We start from the raw sequence: 23,909 nt of genomic DNA on the forward strand, positions 1-23,909 counted from the left end.
TCAGGCCGTGCGGGCGGCAAGGCGCGTGCCGAGGTGCCGCGCGAGAGGCGCCGCCAGCGCCAGGCCGGCCGCATGCAACGCCGCGGTCGCCAGCAGGAAGCCCGCGGCATAGGGCGCGACGCCGCCCAGCATCTCCGTCCCATGCGCATGGCCGTGGAACAGCCCGGCCAGCGCCACCAGCCCCGCCGCGGCCGCGACCGGCACGCGCACCGCGAGCAGCGCGAAAGCCGCGAGCACCACGACGGAGGCGAGGATGCCCGCCTCCACGCCCGGCAGCACGAGGCCCGCGGCGGCAAGGCCGAAGCCCGCCAGCATGGCCGCAAGGAAGGCGCCCGGCAGCGCGAGGCGCGCCGCGCCGCCCAGCAGCCCGGCCCAGAGCCCGACCATGACCATCGCCAGCAGGTGGTCCAGGCCGGAGACCGGATGCAGCAGGCCGGCGAGGAAGCCGGCATGCTCGAGGTGTCCTGGATGGGCGAAGGCGGTCGCGGGCAGCAGCAGCGCCGCGGCGGGAAGGGCGAAGCGGGTCATCAGGCAGCTCTCCTCGGGGCGATTCCGCCCTGTTGCAGGATGAAATCGGCAATCTCGGCCACGCCCTTGTCTTCCTTCAGGTTGGTGAAGATGAAGGGGCGCGCGCCGCGCATCCTGCGGGCATCCCGGTCCATGACCGAGAGGTCGGCGCCGACCAGCGGCGCGAGGTCGATCTTGTTGATCGCCAGCAGGTCGCTGCGGGTGATGCCGGGCCCGCCCTTGCGCGGGATCTTGTCGCCGGCCGAGACGTCGATGACGTAGATGGTCAGGTCCGCGAGTTCCGGGCTGAAGGTCGCGGCCAGGTTGTCGCCGCCGCTCTCGATGAATAGCACCTCGAGTCCGGGGAATCTTTGCGCCATGTCATGGACGGCCGCGAGGTTGATCGACGCGTCCTCGCGGATGGCGGTGTGCGGGCAGCCGCCGGTCTCGACGCCGGCGATGCGGGACGGGTCGAGCGCGCCGGCGCGCGTCAGGAATTCCGCGTCCTCCTTGGTATAGATGTCGTTGGTGATGACCGCGATGTCGTGCGTGTCGCGGAGATGGCGGCAGAGCCGCTCGGTCAGCGCCGTCTTGCCGGACCCGACGGGGCCGCCGATGCCGACGCGGAAGGGGCCTCGCGCGGAACGCGCAGCGGAAGACATGCTCATGATCGGAAGAGCCTCGTGTATTGCGTCTCGTGTCGCATCGAGAGCAGGTCCAGCATGGGGGCGGCGGTGCCGATGGTGTCTAGATCGGCGGCCAGGGCAGCCTCGGCCGCGGCCTCCACCACCGGGTGCAGCGCCGCCGTGGCGATCTGCCCGTCGGTCTGGCCGAGCGGGACGAGACGGACACCGGCCGAGACCAGGTTGGCGGCGAAGGCCGCCAGCCAGCCCTGCAGCGCCGAGCGCAGCGGGATGCCCTGGAACCCCGCCGCGGCGCCGAAGGCGACGGGATGCGCCAGCGCCCGCGGATGGCGCGCGGCAAAGGCGGCGAAGCGCGCATCGGGCCAGGCGGATTGCGTGACGGCGGTGAAAGCCGTGCCCTGCGCCATGGTCTCGAGCGCCGTCTCCGCCGTGCCGCGCCAGGCGGCGGCGAGCAGGGCGGCCTCGTCCAGCGCGGCATCCTCCCCGGCCTCGGCCGCGCGCCAGACGGCGGCGAGCAGCGCGCCATCCACCCGGCCGGCGCCGGCGCGCAGCACGGTCGAGACATAGGCCACCAGATCGGCGCGGTCGGTCACGCGGCCGTCCTCCACCGCCGTCTCCAGCCCGTGGCTGTAGGTATAGGCGCCGACGGGATAGGCGGGCGACAGCCAGGCCAGCAGGCGGTAGAGCGCCGCGCCCTCAGTGATGGTGGTGGCCATCGCCATGGTCGTGGTCGCAGTGGTCGTGATCGTGGTGATGATGGTGGCCGTGCCGGTGCCCCGGCTGGCGGTTGTGCTCGCCATAGGCGCCGCCTTCCGGATTGAAGGGCGCGTCCACCTTGCGCAATTCCGCGCCCAGCCCCTGCAGCATGGCTGCAATGACGTGGTCGTCGCGGATCAGCAGCCGGTCGGGCTGGATCTCCGTCGGCAAATGGCGGTTGCCGAGATGCCAGGCGAGGCGCAGCAGGTGCCCCGGCGTCGCGGCGCGCACCTCCACCAGCGGTTCCGGCGCCGCGCGCACCAGGACGACGCCGCCCTGCTCCAGCAGCAGCCCGTCGCCGTCCCGCAGGGCGGTTGCCTCCTCGAGGTCGAGGAGGAAGGCGAAGCCGCTCTCGGCGACATGGCGTTTGCGGCGGCGGAAGCGGTCGTCGAAGTCGAGGGTGACGCTGTGCTTCGCGGTGCGCTCCACCCAATTGCCCTTGCGCAGGACCTGGGTGGCGCGGGGGAGCGGTTCGTCGGTCATCAGAACAGGAAATACCTCTGCGCCATGGGCAGCACCTTGGCCGGTTCGCAGACCAGCAACTGGCCGTCGGCGCGGACCTCATAGGTCTCGGGATCGACCTCGATCTTCGGCAGGGCGTCGTTGAGGACCATGTCGCGCTTGCCGATCCCCGCCCGCGTGTTCTCCACCGCCAGCAATTGCTTCTGCAGCCCGAGCCGGTCGCCGATGCCGTGGCCGAGCGCGGCCTTGGAGACGAAGGTCACGCTGCTGGCCTGCAGCGCCCGGCCGAAGCCCGCGAACATCGGCCGGTAGTGGATCGGCTGCGGCGTCGGGATGGAGGCATTGGGGTCGCCCATCGGCGCCATGGCGATGGAGCCGCATTTCAGCACCAGGTCCGGCTTCACCCCGAAGAAGGCGGGGGACCAGAGCACGAGGTCGGCGAGCTTGCCCACCTCCACGCTGCCGACATGCGCCGAGATGCCCTGCGCGATGGCCGGGTTGATCGTGTATTTCGCGACGTAGCGGCGGACGCGGTAGTTGTCGTTGTCGCCCGTCTCCTCCGCCAGGCGGCCGCGCTGCTGCTTCATCTTGTGCGCGGTCTGCCAGGTCCGGATGATGACCTCGCCGACCCGGCCCATGGCCTGGCTGTCCGAGGACATCATGCTGATGGCGCCGAAGTCGTGCAGGATGTCCTCGGCGGCGATGGTCTCGCGGCGGATGCGGCTCTCGGCGAAGGCCACGTCCTCGGGGATCCGGGGGTCGAGGTGATGGCAGACCATCAGCATGTCGAGATGCTCGTCCACGGTGTTCACCGTGTAGGGCATGGTCGGGTTGGTGCTGCTCGGCAGGAAGTTCGGCTCGCCGACCACGCGGAGGATGTCCGGGGCGTGGCCGCCGCCCGCCCCTTCCGTGTGGAAGGCCTGGATCGTGCGGCCCTTGATGGCGGCGATGGTGCTCTCGACGAAGCCGCTCTCGTTCAGCGTGTCCGTGTGGATCGCGACCTGCACGTCGAGCGCATCGGCGACGCTCAGGCAGGTGTCGATCGCCTTCGGCGTGGTGCCCCAGTCCTCGTGCAGCTTCAGGCCGCAGGCGCCGGCCAGGATCACTTCCTCGATTCCCGCGGGCAGCGCGACATTGCCCTTGCCGAGGAAGCCGAGATTGACCGGCAGCCCCTCGGCCGCCTGCAGCATGCGGGCCATGTGCCAGGGCCCGGGCGTCACCGTCGTCGCCAGCGTGCCATGCGCGGGCCCGGTGCCGCCGCCGAACATGGTCGTCACACCGGAGGCCAGCGCCTCCTCCACCTGCTGCGGGCAGATGAAGTGGATATGCACGTCGAGCCCGCCGGCCGTAAGGATCCGCCCCTCGCCGGCGATCACCTCCGTCCCCGGGCCGATGACGATGGTGACGCCCGGCTGGGTGTCGGGATTGCCGGCCTTGCCGATGGCGGCGATGCGGCCGTCCCGGATGCCGATATCCGCCTTCACGATCCCCCAGTGATCGAGGATCAGGGCATTGGTGATGACGGTGTCCACGGCGCCGCCGGCGCGGGTCACCTGGGACTGGCCCATCCCATCCCTGATGACCTTACCCCCGCCGAACTTGACCTCCTCGCCGTAGGTACAAAAATCCTTCTCCACCTCGATGATTAGGTCGGTATCCGCCAGGCGCACACGGTCGCCGGTGGTCGGGCCGTACATGCCGGCATAGGCGGCGCGGGAGAGGCGTGCGGGCATCAGACCTGTCCTTCCGTCTCGCCGCGGAAGCCGTGCACGATGCGCGCGCCGGCAAAGGGAATGAGGCGCACGCTGCGCGTCTGCCCCGGCTCGAACCGCACCGCGGTGCCGGCGGCGATGTCGAGCCGCCGGCCCTTGGCCGCCGCGCGGTCGAAGCGGAGTTCCGGGTTGGTCTCGGCGAAGTGGTAGTGGCTGCCGACCTGCACCGGACGGTCGCCCGCATTCGCCACCTCAAGCTCCAGGCTGTCGGCGCCGGCGTTCAGCTCGATCTCCCCGGACGCGGGGAACAGCTCGCCGGGGATCACCGGATCGGCTCGTGCACGGTGACGAGCTTGGTGCCGTCGGGGAAGGTCGCCTCCACCTGGATCTCGTGAATCATCTCAGGGATGCCCTCCATCACCTGGTCCCGCGTCAGCACCGTCGCGCCGTCGCGCATCAGCTCCGCCACGCTGCGGCCGTCCCGCGCGCCCTCCACCACGAAATCGGTGATGAGCGCCACCGCTTCCGGGTGGTTCAGCTTCACGCCGCGTTCCAGCCGCCGGCGCGCCACCTGGGCGGCCATGGCGATCAGCAGCTTGTCCTTCTCGCGGGGCGTCAGGTTCATGGGCGGGCAAACCTCTCTCGCGCGATCATGGTCCGCGGCACCTCAACTCGTCCAGAGCCGCGGCAGCCGCGCTGGCAGGTCGAGTTGCGCCGCGCGCAGCGCGACGATGGCGGCGCCGACCGCCTGCCGCACCGCGGCCGCAGGGCCCAGCCAGCGCGCCAGCAGCAGGCCGGGGCGGGGGATGGTGCAGGCGCCGGGCGCTACCTCCGGCAAGGACCGCAGCAGGTCGCGCCCTGCCTCCGCCTCGCCGCCCGCCAGCAGCAGCGTGCCCAGCGCCTCGGCGCCGGCGAAGCCAAAGGGCGCGGCGAGCAGCGCGGCCAGGTCGCCCTCCAGCGCCAGCGCATCCGCCCAGAGCAGCCCCGACGGCCCGTGCAGCCGCCAGCGGTCGCGCAGCAGGCCCTGCGTCATCCGCTCGCCCCGTGCGGCACGGCCGAAGACCAGCGTCTCGGCGGCCAGCAGCACCGCGCCGGGCGCGAGGTCGGCGCGCATGCGCCGGTCGAGGCGGGCGCCATCGAAGAGGATGGTCTCCTGCGGGATCCATTCCAGCCGCGCGCCCGGCTCCAGCACGATCCGGCTCTCGATCCGCGTCTCCGGGCCGAGGCTGCGGTAGAGCTTCTCCGCCGCGGCGGTGGAGAGCGTGGCCTGCGCCCCCGTCTCCAGCCGCACCGCCTGGCGCAGCGAATCGCCGCCGGCGAGGCCGCCGGCGCAGTTCAGCAGCGCCGCCGTCGGCGGCTCGGCCGGCTCCGGCTTCGGGAAGAGGATGCGCAGCGGCGCTTGCTGGTAGAGATGGCGCAGAACGGTTCCGCGCGGCGACAGGCCGAAGACCAGGTCGAAGGCGCCATCGGCGCGCTGGTGGCGGCCTGGCAGGGTGGGCGTGTCGCGCGGCATCGCGCGGACCATGCCACGCGGCGCGCGATGGCGGAACCACCCCGTCGCCTGCCCCAACCGCGGGCAGGGTGGCGCGGAAATGGCCATGCCGCGCGCGGGTCGCGGGCGGCACCCGGCACCCTTCCGTGCATGGCATGGGGGTTGCGTAATCCCGCATGCAATCCGGAGACGCAAGTGCTGCACCGCCCGCCCCCCGATGCCGAGGCCGCGCTGCGCGGCCACACGCTCGACGTGCTCGGCCTCGGCGTGCGCTATGGCGCCTTCACCGCGCTCGACGACGTGGACCTCTCCGTCCGCGCCGGGGAGGTGCTGGCGCTGCTCGGCCCCTCCGGCTGCGGCAAGACCACCCTGCTGCGCAGCGTCGCGGGCTTCGTGCGGCAGAACAGCGGCCAAGTGCTGATCGACGGTACCTCCATCGACGACCTGCCGCCCAACCGGCGGCGCGTCGGCATCGTCTTCCAGAACTACGCGCTCTTCCCGCATATGAGCGTCGCCGAGAATGTCGCCTACGGGCTGAAGGCGCGCGGCGAGGCCCGGGCGCGCATCGCCCCGCGCGTCACCGAACTGCTGGAGATGGTGCAGCTCGGCCCGATGCGGGACCGGCTGCCGCGGCAGCTCTCGGGCGGGCAGCAGCAGCGCGTGGCCCTCGCCCGGGCGCTGGCGATCGAGCCCAGCATCCTGCTGCTGGACGAGCCCTTCGCCGCCCTCGACCGCTCGCTCCGCCTCGACATGCAGATCGAGATCAAGCGGCTGCAGCGGCAATTGGGTCTCACCGCCATCCTCGTCACCCATGACCAGGACGAGGCGATGAGCGTCGCCGACCGAATCGCCGTCATGCGGCGCGGCCGGATCGAGCAGCTCGGCACGCCGGTGGACGTCTATGAGCGGCCGGAGACGCTCTTCGTCGCGGGCTTCATCGGCACCACCAACCGGCTGCCCTGCACGGTGGAGGGCACGGCGGATGGCATGGCCACGGTCCGCCTGCCCGACGGCACGGCGCTGGCGGTGCCCGCCGAGGCCCCGCCCGGCCCGGCGCTGCTGACGGTGCGACCGGAACAGCTCGTGCTGCGGGACGAGGCGGGGCCGGACGCCTTCCCGGTCGAACTCGGCCTCGCCCTGCCGCTCGGCGGCCAGACCATCCGGGAGGCGAGGCTCCCCGACGGCACGCCGCTCCGCCTGACCGAGCCGCGGCTCGGCGCCATCCGCGACCTCGGCGGGCGCGCCTTCTGCGCCCTCGCGCCCGGGGCGCGCCCTGCCCTCTTCCCCAAGCCCCCGTCCGAGGAGGACTGAGCATGTCCCTGCCCATCAGCCGCCGCGCCCTGCTGGCCGGCGCCGCCGCCTTGGCCATGCCCGCGGTCGCGCGCGCCCAGAAGGGCGGCAGCGTCACCGCCGCCATCTATCCCGGCGCCTGGGAGGATGCCTTCCGCGACCTGGTCGCGCCGGCGCTGCTGAAGGCGCACGGGATCGAGCTCGAGATGCAGGCGCTCTTCGCGGTGGATCAGGTGGCCAAGTTCGCCGCCAGCCGCGGCGCGCCGCCCTTCGACTGCTTCGTCCTCGACCCCGGCCCGCGCGCGACGGCGGCCGAGCGCGGCATGTTCGAGAAGTTCGATGCCTCGAAGCTGTCGAACCGCGCCGCCATCCCGGCCATGCTGATCGACGACTGGGGCATCGGCTGCAATGCGCAGGTGGTGGGCATCGCCTACAACCCGAAGAAGCTGCCCAAGCCCAAGGGCTATGCCGACCTGTTCAAGGAGCCCTGGGTCTCGCGCCTCGGCATCACCGGCTTCGGCACGACCTTCGGCACCGTCAGCCTGATCGAGATCGCCAAGGTCTTCGGCGGCAGCGAGACGAATGTGGAGCCGGCGCTGGTCGAGCTGAAGAAGGTCCTCCCCAAGATCGCCGCCGTCAGCACGCCCGCCGCCCTGCCCGGCCTGCTGCAGCAGGGCCAGTGCGACATCACCTATACCAATACCCAGACGGTGACGACGCTGAAGGACCGCGGCGTCGACATCGAATTCGCGGTGCCGGAGACGGGCGCGACCACCTTCCTCACCACACTCCACATCGCCAAGGGCTGCGAGAACATGGACGCGGCCTACAAGTACATCGACACGGTGGTCAGCAAGGGCGTGCAGGACGCGCTGCAGAAGCCGCCCTACAATTTCATCCCGGTGAACAAGGAGGTCGCGCTCGGCAAGGACCTGCCGATGAAGAGCCTGGACGAGATGTCGACATTCGTCACGCATGACTGGAGCAAGATCAATCCGCTCCGGGCGCAGTGGATCGAGCGCTTCAACCGCGAGATGGCGAAGTGAGCAGCGCGGCGGCCCTGCCGGCGCCCCGCGCCCGCGGGGCCGCCGCGCCCGTCCTGTCGCCCTGGGGTCTGGCCGCGCCGCTCGGCCTCGCCTATGCCGCCTTCTTCGTCGCGCCGCTCGTCATGCTCATCGCCGTCTCCTTCTACGCCGACGAGCGGATGACGCGCCTCGGCCTCGACCAGTGGCGGCGCTTCCTCTTCGATGCCTTCCACTGGAAGGTCATTGCCGACACGCTGCTGCTCGGCCTCAAGGCGGTCATCGCCACGGTCCTGCTCGGCTTCCCGCTCGCGTTGGTCTACCGCGCGGCCTCGCCGGCCTGGCAGCGCGTGCTGCTCTTCGTCGTGGTCATGCCGCTGCTGACCAGCGTCGTCGTCCGCACCTTCGCCTGGATCGTCATCCTGGGGCGGGAGGGGGTGGTGAACCAGCTCGTCCTCGGCCTCGGCCTCGCGGCCGAGCCGCTGCGGCTGTTGCAGACCGAGCTGGGTCTGGTGATCTCGCTGACGCAGATCGAAATGCCCCTGCTGCTGCTGCCGCTGCTCTCCGTCATGTCGCGGATCGACCCGAACCTGATGGATGCCAGCGCCTCGCTCGGCGCCTCGCCATGGCGGACGCTGGTCCGGGTGATCCTGCCGCTGGCGGCGCCCGGCCTCGCCGCCGGCTGCCTGCTGGTCTTCGCCTCGGCCACCACCGCCTTCATCAGCCAGTCCGTCATCGGCGGCGGGCGGCTGGTCTACCTGCCCGCCATGATCTGGCAGCAGGCCATGATCGCGGCGCATTGGCCCTTCGCCGCCACCATTGCCATCGCGCTGCTGCTCTCGGTCTCGGCGGTGCTGGCGGTGATCGCCATGGCCGGGCGGGTCGCGGCCGGCCGCGCGGGACCTTGATGGGGGGACGGGTGCATGGGGAGGCGGCACAGCCTCGGGGAGCTCTCCTATGCCCTGGTCATCGGCGGCCTCGCCGTGCTGGCGCTGGTCGTCCTGGTCGGGCCGATCCTGATCGTGCTGGCGACCAGCTTCACCGACAGCCGTTCCATCCGCTTCCCGCCCCAGGGCTTTTCCACGCGCTGGTACGAACTGCTGCTGGACGGGGTGCGGTCGCGGCAGATCCACCGCGCGGCGGGCAATACGCTGCACGTGGCCCTCATCGCCGCCGGCGCGGCCACGCTGCTCGGCACCGCCGCCGCCTTCGGCCTCTCGCGCGTCGCGGGCCGGGGCGGGCGGCTGGCGGATGCCTTCTTCATGTCGCCGCTGGTGCTGCCCGGGCTCGCCTTCGGCCTCGCCGCGCTGATGTATTTCACCCTGCTCGGCTTCCGGCCCTCGCTCGAGCTCATCATCGCCGGCCATATGGTCGTGGTGACGCCCTTCGTGCTGCGGACCGTCGGCGCCTCCCTCTCCCAGCTCGACCCCGCCTTGCTAGACGCCTCCCGCAGCCTCGGCGCCGGCCCCGTCCATACCTTCCGCCGGGTGGTCCTGCCGCTGATCGCGCCGGGGATCGCCGCCGGCGCCTTCCTCGCCTTCATGGCCTCGGTGGACAATGTCCCGGTCTCCCTCTTCCTCTCCTCGGCGCGGACGGACATGCTGCCGATCCGGATGTGGGGCATGATGGAGAGCACGCTCGACGTCCGGGTGGCCGCCGTCTCCGGCACGCTGATCCTGGTCGCCTTCCTGCTCATGCTGGTGATGGAGCGGCTCACCGGCCTCACGCGCCGCATGCGGGGCTGACCGAATGTTCCTGAAAGCCGAACCCCTGACCTCCGCCGCCTTCCTGCCCTATGGCGAGGTCATCGAATGCCCCCGCATCCCGGGCCGCACCTATTTCGAGGATGCGCTGGCCAACCTGCGGCCGAAGGCCCGGCCCAGCATCTCGCTGACGGTCAAGCAGCCGCTCACCGCCCTGCCGCTGCGCTCCACGACCATGGAGCGGCACGAGTTCTCCTCCCAATCCTTCATCCCGCAGGAGGGCGGGCGCTGGTTGGCCATCGTCGCGCCGCATGCGGCGGAGGCCCGCGGCGGAGCCGCAAACACGCCAATGCCGGACATGGCGCGCGCCCGCGCCTTCCTCGCCCGGCCGGACCAGGGCGTCACCTATGGCGCCAATGTCTGGCACCACCCCTTCACCGTGCTGGACCGGGAGGCACGCTTCGTCATCGTCATGTGGAAGGACGGCACCAAGGGCGACGAGGAATTCGTCGAGGTGCCCGAATTCTCGGTGGAGATCCCCGATGCCCTATGAGGTGACCCGCGACTTCCGCGGCTATGGCCCCAACCCGCCCGACCCGCACTGGCCGGGCGGCGCGCGCCTCGCGGTCAACTTCGTCATCAACTACGAGGAGGGCTCCGAGCCCTCCTTCGCGCTCGGCGACGGGGTGACCGAGAGCGGCCTGACCGAGGCGCATGGGCTGAACCAGGTGAAGTCCGGCCGCGACCTCGCCGCCGAGGGCATGTTCGAATACGGCTCCCGCGTCGGCTTCTGGCGGCTGCACCGGCTGTTCGCCGAGCGCGGCCTGCCGCTGACCATCTTCGGCTGCGCCCTGGCGCTCGAGCAGAACCCGGAGGCCTGCGCGGCGATCCGCGAGGCCGGCTACGACATCTGCTCGCATGGCTGGCGCTGGGTGAAGCATTTCGAGTTGCCGGAGGCCGAGGAGCGCGAGCACATCGCCCGCGCGGTGACGAGCATCGAGAAGACGATCGGCACGAAGCCGGAAGGCTGGTACTGCCGCTACGGCCCGAGCGAGAACACCCGCCGGCTCGTCGTCGAGCATGGCGGCTTCCTCTACGACAGCGACTACTACGGGGACGAGCTGCCCTTCTGGCTGACCGTGGACGGCAGGCCGCAGCTCGTCGTGCCCTATTCCCTGGTGAACAACGACGGGAAGTATGCGGGCTGGATGGGCACCAGCGACCAATGGTTCAGCTTCGTCCGCGACGCCTTCGACATGCTCTATGCCGAAGGCGGCAGGGCGCCGAAGATGATGTCGGTCGGGCTGCACATGCGGCTCATCGGCCATCCCGCCCGCGCGGTCGGGCTGCAGCGGCTGCTGGACCACATGATGCACCGCAAGGGCGTCTGGATCGCCCGGCGGGCCGACATCGCGCGCCACTGGATCGCCACCCATCCCTATCCCGGCCGCGGGCTGAACGAGTAGGCGGCCGCCGCCGGTGTGACGCCTCGGGGGCGGGCTGCTACACCGCCCCCGTGTCCGATCCCACCCGCCTCTTCCTCATCCGCCATGCGCTGGTCGAGCCCTCGGCCCGCACCGTCTTTTACGGCAGCATGGACGTCGCGCTCTGCGACATCACCCTGCAGCAGGAGGCCGCGCTCTACCGCTGGCTGGCCTTCCACCTGCCGCGCCCCGCGCATTGGGTGGTGACCAACCTGGCCCGCACCCGCGCCACCGCCGCCGCCATCTTCGCCGCCGGCTACCCGGAGCAGGACCTGACGGTCGAGCCCGACCTCGCCGAGCAGCATCTCGGGGCGTGGCAGGGCATCCCGCATGAGGCGCTGGTCGAGCGCCTGCGCCACCCGCCCCACCCCTTCTGGCCGCATGCGGCGGAGGAGGAGCCGCCGGGCGGCGAGAGCTTCGCCCAGGTGCAGGCCCGGGTCGGCGTCGCGCTGGAGCGGATCGTGGAACGTCACCCCGGCCAGGACGTGGTGATCGTTGCGCATGGCGGCTCGATCCGCGCCTCGCTGGCGCATGCGCTGGGGCTGACGGGGCACCAGGCGCTGGCCTTCTCCATCCGCAACCTCGGCCTGACGCGGCTGGAGAAAGTCGGGCCGGACTGGCGCGTGGCGGCAGTGAACGAGGAGCCCTGGACCCCGCCGGACTGGGAGTGATCCCGGCCGGGATTGCGCGCCGGGTCGGTGTGGCGGCGTCCTGCGGATGGGCCATGATGCTGGCCGGCACGACACGCGGGTTTGATGGCTGCCGCTTCCGCTCGCGCGGCCCGGGGCGGGATTTGCCGCCGCGGCGGTGACCTCGCCCTTGGACAGCCCCGGTCGCCACCGGTAGTCTCCCGCCGGTCCGGGGGTTTGGCAGGGGGTTTTCATGCGGCGTCTCATGATGCGGCGGTTCGCGATCCTGGGGGTCGCGCTCGCCGCCCTGGCCGGCTGCACCGGCGCGCCCGGCGCCGGGGAGGAGCAGGCGCTGGTCGATCGCTCCACCCTGGCCGTGCAGGAGATCCTGGGCGAAGGCAACGACCGGCTGAACGCCCAGCGCCTGCTGCGCCGCGCCCGCGCCGCCATCATCTGCCCGCGCATCTTCCGCGCCGGCTTCTTCTTCGGCGGGGAGGGCGGCGGCTGCGTCCTGGTTGGCCGCGATGCCGCGGGCTCCTGGTCCTCGCCGGCCTTCTACACCCTGGGATCCGGCAGCTTCGGCCTGCAGGCCGGCATCCAGGACCTGCAGGTGCTGATGCTGGTGATGAACCAGAAGGCGCTGGACGCGGTGCTGGACAGCCAGTTGAAGCTCGGCGCCGATGCCTCGGTGGCGGTGGCGAGCTTCGGCGGCTCGGTGGAGGGGGCGACGACGGCGGCGGTGGGCGGCGACATCGTCGCCTTCGCCCGCGCCCGCGGCCTCTTCGCCGGGCTGACGCTGGAGGGCTCACTGCTCTCGGCCCGCAGCGAGTGGAACCGGGCCTATTACCGGCAGGAGGTCGGGCCGCGCGAGATAGTGGTGTCGATGCGGGCGCACAACCCGGGCGCCGACCCGCTGCGGGCGGCGATGATGCGCTTCGGCAGCGCTGGCGGGACCGTGGCGGCCGCGCCGGTGCCCGCGGCGGCCGATCCGGGTCCGGGCCTCGTGCCGGGCCAGACGCTCGGCAGCGGGCCGGTGCAGCGCTCCACCCTGCCGCCGCTCCGCTGATGCGCGCGCTGCTCGCCCTCCTGCTGCTGCTCGCCGCCCTGCCGGCGCGGGCGGACGACCGGACGGAGGCGCAGGCCCTGGTGGACCGCAGCACCCTGACCGTGCAGGAGATGCTGACCACCGGCGATGCGGCCGCCATCGAGGATGCCCGCCGCTTCCTCCGCCGCGCCCGCGCCGCGGTGGTCTGCCCGCGCATCTTCCGCGCCGGCTTCATCCTGGGCGGGGAAGGCGGCGCCTGCGTCATGGTGGCGCGCGACGGGGCGGGGTCCTGGTCCTCGCCGGCCTTCTACGGCATGGCCTCCGGCAGCCTCGGCCTGCAGATCGGCGTGCAGGACATGCAGGTGATGATGCTGGTGATGTCCGACCATGCGCTGACGGCGCTGATGGACAGCCAGTTCAAGCTGGGCGCGGATGCCTCCCTCGCGGTGGCGACGGTCGGCGCGGGGGTGGAGGGCGCGACGGCCGGCGCGGGCGCCGACATCGTCGCCTTCGCCCGGGCGCGGGGCCTCTTCGCCGGCATCGCGCTGGAAGGCTCGCTGCTGAGCGCGCGGAGCGAGCTGAACCGGGCCTATTACGGGCAGGAGGTCTCGGCCCGGCAGATCGTGGTGGCGATGCAGGCGCACAACCCGGGCGCCGATCCGCTGCGGGCGGCGCTGATGCGGTTCGGGGCGGCGCAGTAGCCCCGGGGACCTCCTTCGACAGGGTCGAAGGTGGGGCCGGGCGTGCAGACTGCGCCAATTGCGACGCAGTCCTGCCCTTCCCCCCGTTCCTCCCACGCTTTCGGGCCGCTAGGGTGCCCGCGTGCCCCCCGAACAGCCCTTCTGGAAGACCAAGCCGCTCGAGGCCATGACCCGCAAGGAGTGGGAGAGCCTCTGCGACGGCTGCGGCCGCTGCTGCCTGCACAAGCTCCGCGACGAGGACACCAACGAGCTCGCCTTCACCAACGTCGCCTGCCGGCTGCTGACCATCCAGACCTGCCGCTGCGCCGACTATCCGAACCGGCAGAAATGGGTGCCGGACTGCGTGAAGCTGACGCCGAAGCAGTTGCGGCGGATCGACTGGCTGCCGCCGACCTGCGCCTATCGCCTGGTGGCGGAGGGCAAGGACCTAGCCTGGTGGCACCCGCTGGTCTCCGGCGACCCGGAGACGGTGCACCAAGCCGGCGTCTCCGTCCGCGGCAAGGCGGTGCGGGAGCGCGATGCCGGCCATTTCGAGGATCATATCGTCCGCTGGCCGGGCCAGACCCCGCGCGGCAAGCGGGCGCAGCCCCCAGCGAAGCCCGAGGATGGAGACGACGAGACATGAAGGATGCCCTCTTCGGCGGCGTGAACGCTGCCGTGCTGACCGCCATGAAACCCGACCTCTCGCCCGATCCGGAGCGGATGGCGGCGCATGCCAAGTGGCTGCTGGCGCATGGCTGCAACGGCCTCGGCGTCCTCGGCACGACCGGCGAGGCCAATAGCTTCGGCCTGCAGGAGCGGAAGGCGATCCTGGAGGGGCTGATCGCCCGCGGCGTCCCCGCCGCCGCCATGATGCCCGGCACCGGCACCGCGAACCTGACGGATACGGTGGACCTGACCCTGCACGCCCGGGCGCAGGGCTGCCGCGGCGTCCTCCTCCTGCCGCCCTTCTACTACAAGAACCCGAGCGACGACGGGCTCTTCGCCTACTTCGCCGAGGTCATCAACCGTGTCGGCGGTGGCATCGCCCTCTACCTCTACAACTTCCCGCAGCAATCGGCGGTGCCCTTCAGCCTCCCGCTCATCGAGCGGCTGCTCAAGGCCTTCCCCGGCGCCATCAAGGGGGTGAAGGACAGCAGCGGCGACTATGCCAACATGAAGGCCATGGTGGACGCCTTCGCCGCCGAGGGGTTCGAGGTTTATTCGGGCTCCGACGAGTACCTGCAGCGCATCCTGGCCGAGGGCGGCGCCGGCTGCATCACCGCGGCCTCCAACGGCAACAGCCATTGGGGCGGGATCGTCTATGCCAGGCGCACGGGGCCGGAGGCGGATGCCGCCCAGGCGGTGCTGACCGCGACCCGCCGCGCCGCAACCTCCGTGCCGCTGATCCCGGGCCTGCGCGAGATCATCGCCCGCAGCACCGGCGACGACGGCTGGCGCACCATCCGCCCGCCGCACCTCAAGTTGACCCCGGCGCAGGCGGAGGCGGTCTGGGCCGCCTGGGGCGCCGCCGGCGCGCTGCCGCTGCCCGGCCTCGCCCCGGCGAGGGCCGCGGCATGAGCGAGCCGCTGCGCTGCCGGGAGCCGGCGGTCGCCACCACCCAGGTCGACGATGCCCATGTCCGGGTGACGCGCTGGGACTTCAATCCCGGCGCGGAGACCGGCTGGCACCGGCATGGCTGGCTCTACGTCGTGGTGCCGGTCACCGACGGCACCCTGCTGGTCGAACTGCCGGGCGGCGAGACCATGACCGCCGAGCTCAACGCCGGGGTCGCCTATACCCGGCTCGCCGGGGTGGAGCACAACGTGGTCAATGGCGGCACCGCCCCGCTCTCCTTCGTGGAGACCGAGGTGAAGGCTTGGCCGGGCTGATCCGGCGAGGGTCTATGCCCGGACCTTCAACTTTCTGGCGAATTCCCGGGCAGATCCTGCCCTGCCCCAGCGCGGATTGCCCGGGGCGGCAACGCTCGCGTCTCCGCCATCCGCCCGTTCCGCAACGGTGCGTGTCAAGGCGTTGAACCACACCCCCCGCCGCCGCATGGTGGGGCCATGCAGCAGACCGAAGCGGAGACCGTCGCCCTGCCGGGGGCCGCGTCCGGCGGCGTCATGCCGGAGACCCTGGCCTGCCCGGTGCGCTGGCGCCGCTCCAGTCGCGCCCGCCGCGTCAGCCTGCGGATCGATGCCAGGGCCGGGGAGGTGGTGGTGACCCTGCCGCCCCGCGCCCATCGCCGCGCCGGCATGGCGCTGCTGACCACCCATGCCGCCTGGGTGCGGGAGCGTTTGGCGGCCCTCGCCCCGCATATCCCCTTCGCCCCGGGCTCCGAGCTGCCGCTCGGCGGCCTCCGGCATGTCATCCGGCACGATCCGGGCGCCGCGCCGGGGGTGGTGCTGGCGGCCGGCGCGGTGCTGGTGGGCGGCCCGGAGGCACGGCTGCCGGCGCAGATCGGCGCCTTCCTCAAGGCCGAGGCGCAGCGGCGCATCCGCGTGCTGGCGGCGGGGCATGCCGCGCTGCTCGGCGTCTCGCCCAAGGCCATCCGGCTGAAGGACACCCGCAGCCGCTGGGGCTCCTGCGCGCCGGACGGCACCCTCGCCTTCTCCTGGCGGCTGGTCATGGCCCCGGACTGGGTGCTTGACTACGTGGTGGCGCATGAGGTCGCGCATCTGAAGGAGCTGAACCACAGCCCGCGCTTCTGGGCGCTGGTGGAGCGGCTGACGCCGCACCGCGACGCGGCGGTGGAGTGGCTGCGGGTGAACGGGCCGGCGCTGCTCAGGGTGGGGTAGGACGCAGCGGCCCATATCCGCCGGCGGCCGGCAGCGGCTCCCCTGCCTCCGTCATAGCCGGTTCCGCTGCAATGAGGCACCGGGCTGGGATGCTATCAACTCAGGAGCAGCAGATTTCGGCTACTAAGCGTCGACGGCCGGGATCGGTCTTCTGAGGAACAGGCTTATGGTCGACAGCTTGAGTCAGGCGCAGATGAACCGCTTCGAGGCCTTCGGCCTGTCGAACGCGGATTGGGAGCTGTTGCGCACGCAAGCAGGGGATTACGCACGGCAAAAGCTGCCTGGCCTCCTCGCGGGCCTGCATCCTCGCTTCGGGAAATGGCCGGAGATCCAGCGGGCTCTCATGGACCCCGAGGTGCATCGGGTCCGCGTGGCGCATTGGCAGCGGGTCGCCGGCGGCGAGGTCGGCACCGGCTTCATGGACTCCGCGCGGGCGCTCGCCACGGCGATGTACCGGCGCGGCGTCCCGGCCTATGCCGTCACGCTCTGCCACTCCATCGTGCTCAATGGCGTGATCGCCGATCTCGGGCTCGACCGCCCGGCCCAGCGCTTCGCCGGCAAGGGGGCGAATGACCAGCGGGATCTCCGGGTCGCCCTGCAGAAGGCTGCCTGGTTCGACCTGGAAGTGCTGCTCGAGACCTATGCCGAGGCCGAGCAGGCCAGCCGCGCCGCCATCACGGAAAAGCTGGCCGGCGGCTTCAAGACGAAGGTGCAGAGCGTGGTCGCCGATATGGGACGCTCCACCGAGGACCTGGCCCGGACCTCCGCGGAGATCGCCGCGGCCGCGAAGCATGGGGCGGAGCGGGCCAATCAGGCCGCCGCTGCAGTGGGCGATGCCAATGCCGAAGTGCAGACCATGGCGGCCGCGGCCGAGCAACTCTCCGCCTCCATCGGCGAGATCACCCGCCGGGTCGAGCAGTCGACCGGCATGACCGAGCGCGCCGTGGGCGATGCGCAGCGCACCGACCAGGTCGTGCAGGCGCTGGCCGAGGGCGCGGCGCGGATCGGCGACGTGGTCCGGCTGATCAGCGCGATCGCGGGCCAGACCAACCTGCTGGCGCTGAACGCGACCATCGAGGCCGCCCGCGCGGGCGAGGCGGGCAAGGGCTTCGCCGTGGTGGCGAGCGAGGTGAAGAACCTGGCGAGCCAGACGGCGAAGGCGACCGAGGAGATCAGCCAGCAGATCACCCAGACCCAGGCGGCGACCCAGCGCGCGGTCGAGTCCATCCGCGGCATCGGCCAGGTCATCGGCGAGATCAGCCAGGCGACCGGCGCCATCGCGGCCGCGGTGCAGGAACAGGGCACCGCCACGAACGAGATCGCCCGCAGCGCCGCCAAGGCGGCGGCGAACAACGGCCATGTCGAGCGGCTGATGCAGGAGGTCCGCACCGATGCGGATGCGAGTGCGGCGGGCGCGGACAAGCTCAGCGGCGCCGCCCAGACCATGTCCAGCAATTCCGCCACGCTGCGGCAGGCGATCGACAGCTTCCTCGGCGAGATGCGGGCCGCCTGAGCCCGGGCCTGCCGCCGGAATGACAGTGGATTGCGTTTGCGCCCCTACGCAATCCACTGCCGACCCGCATCGGGGCGCGGGGCCGGGCGGGCGCGCCTCCGGCGATCCGCCTCGGCTCCCCTGCCCCGCTTTCGGGCCGCCGATCAGCGCGGCAGGAAGCCCACCACCCGCTCCGCCTCGGCGACGATCGGCTCGGCGATGGCCGCCGCCCGGTCCGCACCCTGGCGCAGCAGCGCATCCAGCGCCGCCGGATCGTCCAGCAGCCGCGCCATCTCCGCCTGGATGGGCGAGAGGTGGTCGACGAGGGCCTCCACCAGCACCTCCTTGAAACTCCCGAACCCCTTGCCGCCATGCTCGCGCAGCACGTTCTCCGGCAGGGTGCCGGTGACGGCGGCGAGAATCCCGACGAGGTTGCGCGCCTCCGGCCGGGCCTCGAGGCCCGAGACATGCTCCGGCAGCGGCTCCGGATCCGTCTTGGCGCGGCGGATCTTCAGCGCGACGGCGTCGCGGTCGTCCGTCAGGTTGATGCGCGACTGGTCGGAGGGATCCGACTTCGACATCTTCTTCGTGCCGTCGCGCAGCGACATGACGCGCGCGGCGACGCCCTGGATCAGCGGCTCGATCCGCGGGAAGAAGCCGGGCACGCCGTAGTCGTGGTTGAACTTCTCGGCGATGTCATTGGCCAGTTCCAGGTGCTGCTTCTGGTCGTCGCCGACCGGCACCAGCACCGCCTTGTAGGCCAGGATGTCGGCCGCCATCAGGTTCGGATAGACATAGAGGCCGGCCGAGGCCGCCTCCCGGTCCTTGCCGGCCTTGTCCTTGAACTGCGTCATCCGGTTCAGCCAGCCGAGGCGGGCGACGCAGTTGAAGATCCAGGCCAGCCGCGCATGCGCGTTCACATGGCTCTGCAGGAAGAGGATGCACTTCGCGGGGTCGAGGCCGCAGGCGATGAGCGCCGCCGCCATCTCCCGCGTCTGGCGGGCGAGTTCCTTCGGGTCCTGCCAGACGGTGATGGCGTGCAGGTCCACCACGCAATAGATCGCGTCATGCGTGTCCTGCAGCGGGACCCAGTTGCGGATCGCGCCGAGGTAGTTGCCGAGGGTGGGAACGCCGGAGGGCTGGATGCCCGAGAAGACGCGCTGCATGGGGGTGGAGACCATCCGCGGTGTGAAGGGCTGCGGTGATTGCCCGTGCGGGGCGGCAGGTCAAGCGGCAGCCGCCGCCTTCCGCCGCCGGCGCAGCATCCCGCGCACCTCCCTGAGGTCCACCGCCCCCAGCAGTTGCGCCGCGGCGAAGTAGACCGCGATCCCGGACCCGACGAGCAGGCCCAGCGCCAGGAAGCGCAGCAGGCCGGGCGCCGGGAACAGCACCCCCTCCAGCGTCCAGATCGAGGCACCCATCAGCGCCGCCGCCAGCAGCAGGCGCGGGATGCGCCGGCGCAGCCGCCGGTCGAGGATCATCTGCCCGCGCCGGTTCAGCAGCCAGCCCAGCATCCCGGCATTGAACCAGGCGGAGATCGCGGTCGCCAGCGCCACGCCGACATGCAGCAGCCACTGCGTGAGCACCAGGTTCAGCGCCAGGTTCAGCCCGACCGCGGCCAGCCCCACCTTCACGGGCGTCGCCGTGTCGCCGCGGGCGAAAAAGCCGGGGGCATAGACCTTCACCAGCACATAGGCCGGCAGGCCGATGGCATAGGCGGCCAGCGCCGCCGCCGTCGCGTTCGCCTCCGCCAAGCCGAAGGCGCCGCGCTGGAACAGCACCTGCATGATCGGCTCCGCCGCCGCCGCCTGCCCCGCCGCCGCCGGCAGGCAGAGCAGCAGGGACATCTCCATCGCCCGGTTCATGGTGCGATGCGCCGAGAGGCTCTCCCCCGACCGCACCTGGCGCGAGAGGAGCGGCAGCATGGCCGTCCCGACAGCCGCGCCGATGACGCCGAGCGGCAATTGCCCGACCCGGTCGGCATAATAGAGGTAGGAGACGGCACCGGCCGGCAGGAAGCTGGCGATGATGACATCGACCGCGAGGTTGAGCTGGGTGACGCCGGCGCCGATGATCCCCGGGACCATGCGCCGCAGCACCTGCCGCACCTCCGGCGCCAGCGAGGGCAGGCGCAGGAAGTGCAGCGCCATCCCCGCCCGCGCCGAGGCCCAGAGGACGAGGCCGAGCTGCACCGCGCCCGAGGCGGTGACGCCCCAGGCGAGCGCATGCGCCGGCGTCGCCACATAGGGGGTGAGGACCAGCAGCGCGGCCATGGAGAGCAGGTTGAAGAAGACCGGCGCCGCCGCGGCGGCGGCGAAGCGGTCCAGCCCGTTCAGCACCCCGGAGACGAGGGCCGTCAGGCAGATCAGCAGCAGATAGGGGAAGGTGATCCGCGTCAGCTCGACCGCGAGTTGGAACTTCGCGGGATCGTCGGCGAAGCCCGGCGCCAGCACCGTCATCAGCCAGGGCATGGTCAGGATGCCGGCGACCACCAGCAGGGAGAGCCAGAGCGTCATGAGCGAGGCCATGCGCTCGGCGAGTTGCCGGGCGATCCTCGGGCCCTCGACCGCCAGCGTCCCGGCGAAGGCCGGCACGAAGGCGGCGTTGAAGGCGCCCTCCCCGAACAGCCGGCGGAACAGGTTCGGCAACTTGAGCGCGACGAAGAAGGCATCCGCCATCGGCCCGGCGCCGAGGCTGGCCGCGATCAGCATGTCGCGCGCGAAGCCTAAGGTCCGGCTGGCCATGGTCCAGCCGCCGACGGTGAGGACGCCCTTGAGCATGGGGCGGGGGTCTAGCCCGGAACGGGTGTGGGGGCCATGGGGCGGTGTGGGTGACCCGGTCCGGCCAGGTCGCGGCAGGGCTCCCCTCCCCCACCGACATCCCGGCCCGTCCCGCCGCCGGTGACCTGCCGCGGCGCGGCCGGCGGGCGGCCCCGACAAGGATCGCAAGAGTCGGACAGCAGGGCCGGGGCCGGGTTTGCAGGCTCCGGCCGCCCTGCTATCGGCAGGTCCGGCGCCGGCGAGGCCGGGGCCGTAACGGTCTTCAGCCCGTGACGTTGCGGCCGGCACGCGGCCCGACATCCCGTCGCCCTGCCGGACGGAGTGCCCCCTTGCGGCGAGAACGTCGCCTTCTCCTGACCATGCTGTGCCTGACCGCCGGCGGCTGCTCGCAATGGGACCCGCGGCCCGGCCCCATCCGCGCCATGGCGCCGCGGCCCAACCCGCCGGCGGCGCGCGCCGTCGCGTCGCGCCCGGCGCCGGAGAAGACCCCCGACCTGCAGCAGCGCCTGCGGCAGAACCGCTGGCTGGCCCGGTTCTGGAGCGAGCTGACGCCTGCCCAGCGGCGGCGCGTGGAGGGGCGGATGGCCACCGAGGGGTCGGCGGACCGCGCGGAGGCCGGCGAGCGCTGGGACGTCATGGGGCTGGAGGATCGCGCCAGGCTGGTCTTCGGCGACGGGGCGGCGCAGCGGTCCCCGTCCCCGCTGGCGACGGACCGGCCGGGGGAGCGCACCGCCGGCGGCTGACGCCGCCCGGGGCGGGCCACGGCACGGCCGCTGGCCGCGAGATCGTCCCGTCATCCGGACCGGCGGCGCCGCATCGCGCGCCGGGGGCCATGATCCCGCAAGCCGGCCATGTCATAAGCCCGCCGCAACCGCCCCGGACCCCCGCCCGCCCATGATCCGCCTGGACAATGTCAGCAAGCAGAACGGCCAGCGCCTGGTCTTCGTCGAGGCCTCGGCCGCCCTGCAGAAGGGGGAGAAGGCCGGGCTCGTCGGCCCCAACGGCGCCGGCAAGACCACGCTCTTCCGCATGATCACCGGGCAGGAGGAGCCGGACGAGGGCCAGGTCCTGGTGGACCGCGGGGTCACGATCGGCTTCTTCAGCCAGGATGTGGGCGAGATGGAAGGCCGCAGCGCGGTGGCCGAGGTGATGGACGGCGCCGGCGATGTCAGCACCGTCGCGGCCGAGCTCGCCGAGCTGGAAGCGGCTCTGGCCGACCCCGACCGGGCCGACGAGCTGGACAGCCTGGTGGAGCGCTTCGGCGAGGTGCAGGCCCGCTTCGAGGAGCTCGGCGGCTATGCGCTGGACGGGAAGGCGCGGGAGGTCCTCGACGGCCTCGGCTTCAGCCAGGAAATGATGGAGGGCGATGTCGGCCGCCTCTCCGGCGGGTGGAAGATGCGCGTGGCGCTGGCCCGCATCCTGCTGATGCGCCCCGACGTCATGCTGCTGGACGAGCCGAGCAACCACCTCGACCTCGAGAGCCTGATCTGGCTGGAGCAGTTCCTCGCGGGTTATGACGGCGCGCTGCTGATGACCTCCCACGACCGGGAGTTCATGAACCGCGTGGTCAACCGTATCCTCGAGATCGATGGCGGCACCCTGACCGCCTATGCCGGCGACTACGAGTTCTACGAGCAGCAGCGGGCGCTGGCCGAGAAGCAGCAGCAGGCGCAGTTCGAGCGGCAGCAGGCCATGCTCGCCAAGGAGATCAACTTCATCGAGCGCTTCAAGGCCCGCGCCTCCCATGCGGCCCAAGTGCAGAGCCGGGTGAAGAAGCTCGAGAAGATCGACCGGGTCGAGCCGCCGAAGCGCCGCCAGACGATCATGTTCGACTTCCCAGCAGCGCCGCGCTCGGGCGATGACGTGGCGAACCTCCGCGGCGTCTCGAAGCGCTACGGCAGCAAGGTGATCTATGATGGCCTCGACCTGCTGGTGCGGCGGCGGGAGCGCTGCGCCGTGCTCGGCGTCAACGGCGCCGGCAAGTCCACGCTGCTGAAGCTCGTCGCCGGCACGACCGAGCCGGATGCCGGCAGCGTCACCCTCGGCGGCAGCGTGAGGATGGGCTATTTCGCGCAGCACGCCATGGAGCTGCTGGATGGCGAGCGCACCGTCTTCGAGACGCTGGAGGACGCCTTCCCGCGCGCCAACCAGGGCTCGCTCCGGGCGCTCGCGGGCTGCTTCGGCTTCTCAGGCGACGAGGTGGAGAAGCGCTGCCGCGTGCTCTCGGGCGGGGAGAAGGCACGGCTGGTCATGGCGCTGATGCTCTACGACCCGCCGAATTTCCTGGTGCTGGACGAGCCGACCAACCACCTCGACATGGCGACGAAGGAGATGCTGATCGCGGCGCTCTCGAACTACGAGGGCACCATGCTCTTCGTCTCGCACGATCGGCATTTCCTGGCCGCGCTGTCGAACCGCGTGCTGGAGCTGACGCCGGAGGGCATCCACCAGTATGGCGGCGGCTACACGGAATACGTGGCGCGGACCGGGCAGGAGGCGCCGGGGCTGCACGCCTGATGAGACAGCGGCGGCCGCCTACGCGCCGTCTTCCTCCCGGCCGGGTTGCGGCGCCTTCAGTCGCTGCCGCAGCAGGCGCCGCGCGGCATCGTCCTGCGAGGGCCGGCGCGGGCGCTCCACATTGCGTTCCCTGTCCGCCGCGCGGTCGAGGATGTGGTCGGCCGACTGGATCCGTCCCGCCGCTTCCAGCTCCTGCAGCAGATCCCCGGTCGACAGCGCCGTCACACGCTCCGGCAGCGTCCGCACGAAGCGGCGCGACCGGATGTCGTTGTCCTCGTAGAGCAGCAGCGCCTCGATCCCGGGGTCCTCGCTGACCGCCGCATTCAGGACTTCCAGCGCCGCCTGCTCGCCACGCCCACGTGACCGCGCGCGCGGATTGGCCGCGCGCAGCACCTGGAATTCCGCGAAGACCGCGGTCACCGCGATCTCGACCAGGTCCCGGTGGCGGCGCGCCCAGTGCACGATCTCCTCGGCGCCGGTCTTCGCCAGATCCTCGGTCACTTCCAGATAGACTATGTCCGGGATCACGACGTGCAGCCCCGGGAGGGTCAGGCAGTCCAGCGCCTCCGCCGCCGCCAGGGTGATCAGCGGCGACGCGTCGGTGACCAGCAGGCCGAGCCGCCGGCTCATCCCCGCCCGGCTGTCAGGGCCGCCCGGATGACGGCGCGGGCGCGCTGCCGCGCGGCGAGGTTCGGTCCATCCATCGGCGCGATGGGCGGCCGCAGGCCGAGCGCGCCCAGGCCACCCAGCACGTCGCGGTAGCTGTCAAAGCCACGCTCGCGCAGCGCATGCCAACTGATCTCACCCGCCGCATAGCGGCGCAGGATCGCGTCCTCTTCGTCCCGGGTCATGGCGCGGCATTGTGCCGGCTACGCATGCCCGACACAACCAAC

The 23,909-nt window shown here is 71.8% G+C and carries 28 protein-coding genes; 16 read left to right on the top strand and 12 right to left on the bottom strand.

Features of this window, described 5'->3' with window-relative positions; all coding sequences use genetic code 11:
- The 8 genes from Q7A36_RS18485 to Q7A36_RS18520 are packed head-to-tail and all read right to left on the bottom strand — an operon-like array spanning position 1 to position 5,594.
- A complete protein-coding gene (locus Q7A36_RS18485) occupies positions 1-528 on the bottom strand; it encodes a HupE/UreJ family protein (protein ID WP_305105213.1) in 528 nt (175 codons plus the stop codon).
- The gene (ureG, locus tag Q7A36_RS18490; protein WP_305105214.1) at positions 528-1,175 is read right to left on the bottom strand and encodes an urease accessory protein UreG; all 648 of its coding nucleotides are present in this window, start codon (positions 1,173-1,175) and stop codon (positions 528-530) included. Before ureG ends, Q7A36_RS18485 begins: the two co-directional genes overlap by 1 nt.
- Positions 1,172-1,951, bottom strand: coding sequence for an urease accessory protein UreF (locus Q7A36_RS18495; protein ID WP_456306813.1), 780 nt, complete (start codon positions 1,949-1,951; stop codon positions 1,172-1,174). Before Q7A36_RS18495 ends, ureG begins: the two co-directional genes overlap by 4 nt.
- Complete coding sequence (gene ureE / locus Q7A36_RS18500; protein WP_305105215.1) at positions 1,848-2,390, bottom strand: urease accessory protein UreE; 543 nt, start codon at positions 2,388-2,390, stop codon at positions 1,848-1,850. The genes Q7A36_RS18495 and ureE overlap by 104 nt, the downstream gene beginning before the upstream one ends.
- The gene (gene ureC / locus Q7A36_RS18505) at positions 2,390-4,102 is read right to left on the bottom strand and encodes an urease subunit alpha (RefSeq protein ID WP_305105216.1); all 1,713 of its coding nucleotides are present in this window, start codon (positions 4,100-4,102) and stop codon (positions 2,390-2,392) included. Before ureC ends, ureE begins: the two co-directional genes overlap by 1 nt.
- Positions 4,102-4,407 carry an urease subunit beta gene (locus Q7A36_RS18510; protein ID WP_305105217.1) on the bottom strand — a complete coding sequence of 102 codons (306 nt, stop codon included), beginning with the start codon at positions 4,405-4,407 and terminating at the stop codon, positions 4,102-4,104. Before Q7A36_RS18510 ends, ureC begins: the two co-directional genes overlap by 1 nt.
- Positions 4,404-4,706: an urease subunit gamma gene (locus Q7A36_RS18515; protein ID WP_305105218.1), complete on the bottom strand. Its 303-nt coding sequence runs from the start codon at positions 4,704-4,706 to the stop codon at positions 4,404-4,406. Before Q7A36_RS18515 ends, Q7A36_RS18510 begins: the two co-directional genes overlap by 4 nt.
- Before the next feature lie 42 nt (positions 4,707-4,748).
- Positions 4,749-5,594, bottom strand: coding sequence for an urease accessory protein UreD (locus tag Q7A36_RS18520; RefSeq protein WP_305105219.1), 846 nt, complete (start codon positions 5,592-5,594; stop codon positions 4,749-4,751).
- A 174-nt stretch (positions 5,595-5,768) separates the two neighbouring features.
- On the opposite strand from Q7A36_RS18520, the gene Q7A36_RS18525 reads away from it, so the two are divergent.
- From Q7A36_RS18525 to Q7A36_RS18590, 14 genes are all read left to right on the top strand, one after another.
- Positions 5,769-6,884: an ABC transporter ATP-binding protein gene (locus Q7A36_RS18525; protein ID WP_305105220.1), complete on the top strand. Its 1,116-nt coding sequence runs from the start codon at positions 5,769-5,771 to the stop codon at positions 6,882-6,884.
- Positions 6,885-6,886: 2 nt separating this feature from the next.
- On the top strand, positions 6,887-7,909 hold the full coding sequence (locus tag Q7A36_RS18530) for an extracellular solute-binding protein (protein ID WP_305105221.1): 1,023 nt from the start codon (positions 6,887-6,889) through the stop codon (positions 7,907-7,909).
- A complete protein-coding gene (locus tag Q7A36_RS18535; RefSeq protein WP_305105222.1) occupies positions 7,906-8,793 on the top strand; it encodes an ABC transporter permease in 888 nt (295 codons plus the stop codon). The genes Q7A36_RS18530 and Q7A36_RS18535 overlap by 4 nt, the downstream gene beginning before the upstream one ends.
- A 15-nt stretch (positions 8,794-8,808) precedes the next feature.
- Positions 8,809-9,630, top strand: a complete 822-nt coding sequence (locus Q7A36_RS18540) for an ABC transporter permease (protein WP_305105223.1) — start codon at positions 8,809-8,811, stop codon at positions 9,628-9,630.
- 4 nt (positions 9,631-9,634) lie between these two features.
- Positions 9,635-10,141 carry an ureidoglycolate lyase gene (locus Q7A36_RS18545; RefSeq protein ID WP_305105224.1) on the top strand — a complete coding sequence of 169 codons (507 nt, stop codon included), beginning with the start codon at positions 9,635-9,637 and terminating at the stop codon, positions 10,139-10,141.
- Complete coding sequence (locus Q7A36_RS18550) at positions 10,131-11,054, top strand: allantoinase PuuE (RefSeq protein ID WP_305105225.1); 924 nt, start codon at positions 10,131-10,133, stop codon at positions 11,052-11,054. Before Q7A36_RS18545 ends, Q7A36_RS18550 begins: the two co-directional genes overlap by 11 nt.
- A 50-nt stretch (positions 11,055-11,104) precedes the next feature.
- The gene (locus tag Q7A36_RS18555) at positions 11,105-11,743 is read left to right on the top strand and encodes a histidine phosphatase family protein (protein ID WP_305105226.1); all 639 of its coding nucleotides are present in this window, start codon (positions 11,105-11,107) and stop codon (positions 11,741-11,743) included.
- A 211-nt stretch (positions 11,744-11,954) separates the two neighbouring features.
- Positions 11,955-12,767, top strand: coding sequence for a lipid-binding SYLF domain-containing protein (locus Q7A36_RS18560; RefSeq protein WP_305105227.1), 813 nt, complete (start codon positions 11,955-11,957; stop codon positions 12,765-12,767).
- Positions 12,767-13,447 (top strand): lipid-binding SYLF domain-containing protein, encoded by a 681-nt coding sequence (locus Q7A36_RS18565; RefSeq protein WP_305105228.1) that lies wholly within the window; start codon positions 12,767-12,769, stop codon positions 13,445-13,447. Before Q7A36_RS18560 ends, Q7A36_RS18565 begins: the two co-directional genes overlap by 1 nt.
- Before the next feature lie 121 nt (positions 13,448-13,568).
- Positions 13,569-14,072 (top strand): YcgN family cysteine cluster protein, encoded by a 504-nt coding sequence (locus Q7A36_RS18570; protein ID WP_305105229.1) that lies wholly within the window; start codon positions 13,569-13,571, stop codon positions 14,070-14,072.
- The gene (locus Q7A36_RS18575; protein ID WP_305105230.1) at positions 14,069-15,007 is read left to right on the top strand and encodes a dihydrodipicolinate synthase family protein; all 939 of its coding nucleotides are present in this window, start codon (positions 14,069-14,071) and stop codon (positions 15,005-15,007) included. Before Q7A36_RS18570 ends, Q7A36_RS18575 begins: the two co-directional genes overlap by 4 nt.
- A complete protein-coding gene (locus Q7A36_RS18580; RefSeq protein ID WP_305105231.1) occupies positions 15,004-15,318 on the top strand; it encodes a cupin domain-containing protein in 315 nt (104 codons plus the stop codon). Before Q7A36_RS18575 ends, Q7A36_RS18580 begins: the two co-directional genes overlap by 4 nt.
- Positions 15,319-15,495: 177 nt before the next feature.
- On the top strand, positions 15,496-16,227 hold the full coding sequence (locus tag Q7A36_RS18585; RefSeq protein WP_305105232.1) for a M48 family metallopeptidase: 732 nt from the start codon (positions 15,496-15,498) through the stop codon (positions 16,225-16,227).
- A gap of 166 nt (positions 16,228-16,393) precedes the next feature.
- Positions 16,394-17,740, top strand: a complete 1,347-nt coding sequence (locus tag Q7A36_RS18590) for a globin-coupled sensor protein (protein WP_305105233.1) — start codon at positions 16,394-16,396, stop codon at positions 17,738-17,740.
- A gap of 143 nt (positions 17,741-17,883) precedes the next feature.
- Here the strand turns inward: Q7A36_RS18590 and trpS are convergent, their stop codons facing one another.
- Positions 17,884-18,885: a tryptophan--tRNA ligase gene (trpS, locus tag Q7A36_RS18595; RefSeq protein ID WP_305105234.1), complete on the bottom strand. Its 1,002-nt coding sequence runs from the start codon at positions 18,883-18,885 to the stop codon at positions 17,884-17,886.
- Positions 18,886-18,945: 60 nt separating this feature from the next.
- Entirely contained in the window at positions 18,946-20,499 is a 1,554-nt protein-coding gene (gene murJ / locus Q7A36_RS18600; RefSeq protein ID WP_305105235.1) for a murein biosynthesis integral membrane protein MurJ, read from the bottom strand.
- Between the two features lie 329 nt (positions 20,500-20,828).
- Here murJ and Q7A36_RS18605 point away from each other — a divergent pair, with 329 nt between their 5' ends.
- Together Q7A36_RS18605 and Q7A36_RS18610 are read left to right on the top strand one after the other, a co-directional pair.
- Positions 20,829-21,242 carry a hypothetical protein gene (locus Q7A36_RS18605; RefSeq protein WP_305105236.1) on the top strand — a complete coding sequence of 138 codons (414 nt, stop codon included), beginning with the start codon at positions 20,829-20,831 and terminating at the stop codon, positions 21,240-21,242.
- Positions 21,243-21,393: 151 nt separating this feature from the next.
- On the top strand, positions 21,394-23,016 hold the full coding sequence (locus tag Q7A36_RS18610) for an ABC-F family ATP-binding cassette domain-containing protein (protein WP_305105237.1): 1,623 nt from the start codon (positions 21,394-21,396) through the stop codon (positions 23,014-23,016).
- 18 nt (positions 23,017-23,034) lie between these two features.
- Here the strand turns inward: Q7A36_RS18610 and Q7A36_RS18615 are convergent, their stop codons facing one another.
- Positions 23,035-23,646 (bottom strand): hypothetical protein, encoded by a 612-nt coding sequence (locus Q7A36_RS18615; protein WP_305105238.1) that lies wholly within the window; start codon positions 23,644-23,646, stop codon positions 23,035-23,037.
- Positions 23,643-23,867: a hypothetical protein gene (locus Q7A36_RS18620; RefSeq protein WP_305105239.1), complete on the bottom strand. Its 225-nt coding sequence runs from the start codon at positions 23,865-23,867 to the stop codon at positions 23,643-23,645. Before Q7A36_RS18620 ends, Q7A36_RS18615 begins: the two co-directional genes overlap by 4 nt.
- Between the last annotated feature and the right edge of the window lie 42 nt (positions 23,868-23,909).

Origin of the sequence: Paracraurococcus lichenis (genome assembly GCF_030657435.1) — a bacterium.
Lineage (GTDB): Bacteria > Pseudomonadota > Alphaproteobacteria > Acetobacterales > Acetobacteraceae > Paracraurococcus > Paracraurococcus lichenis.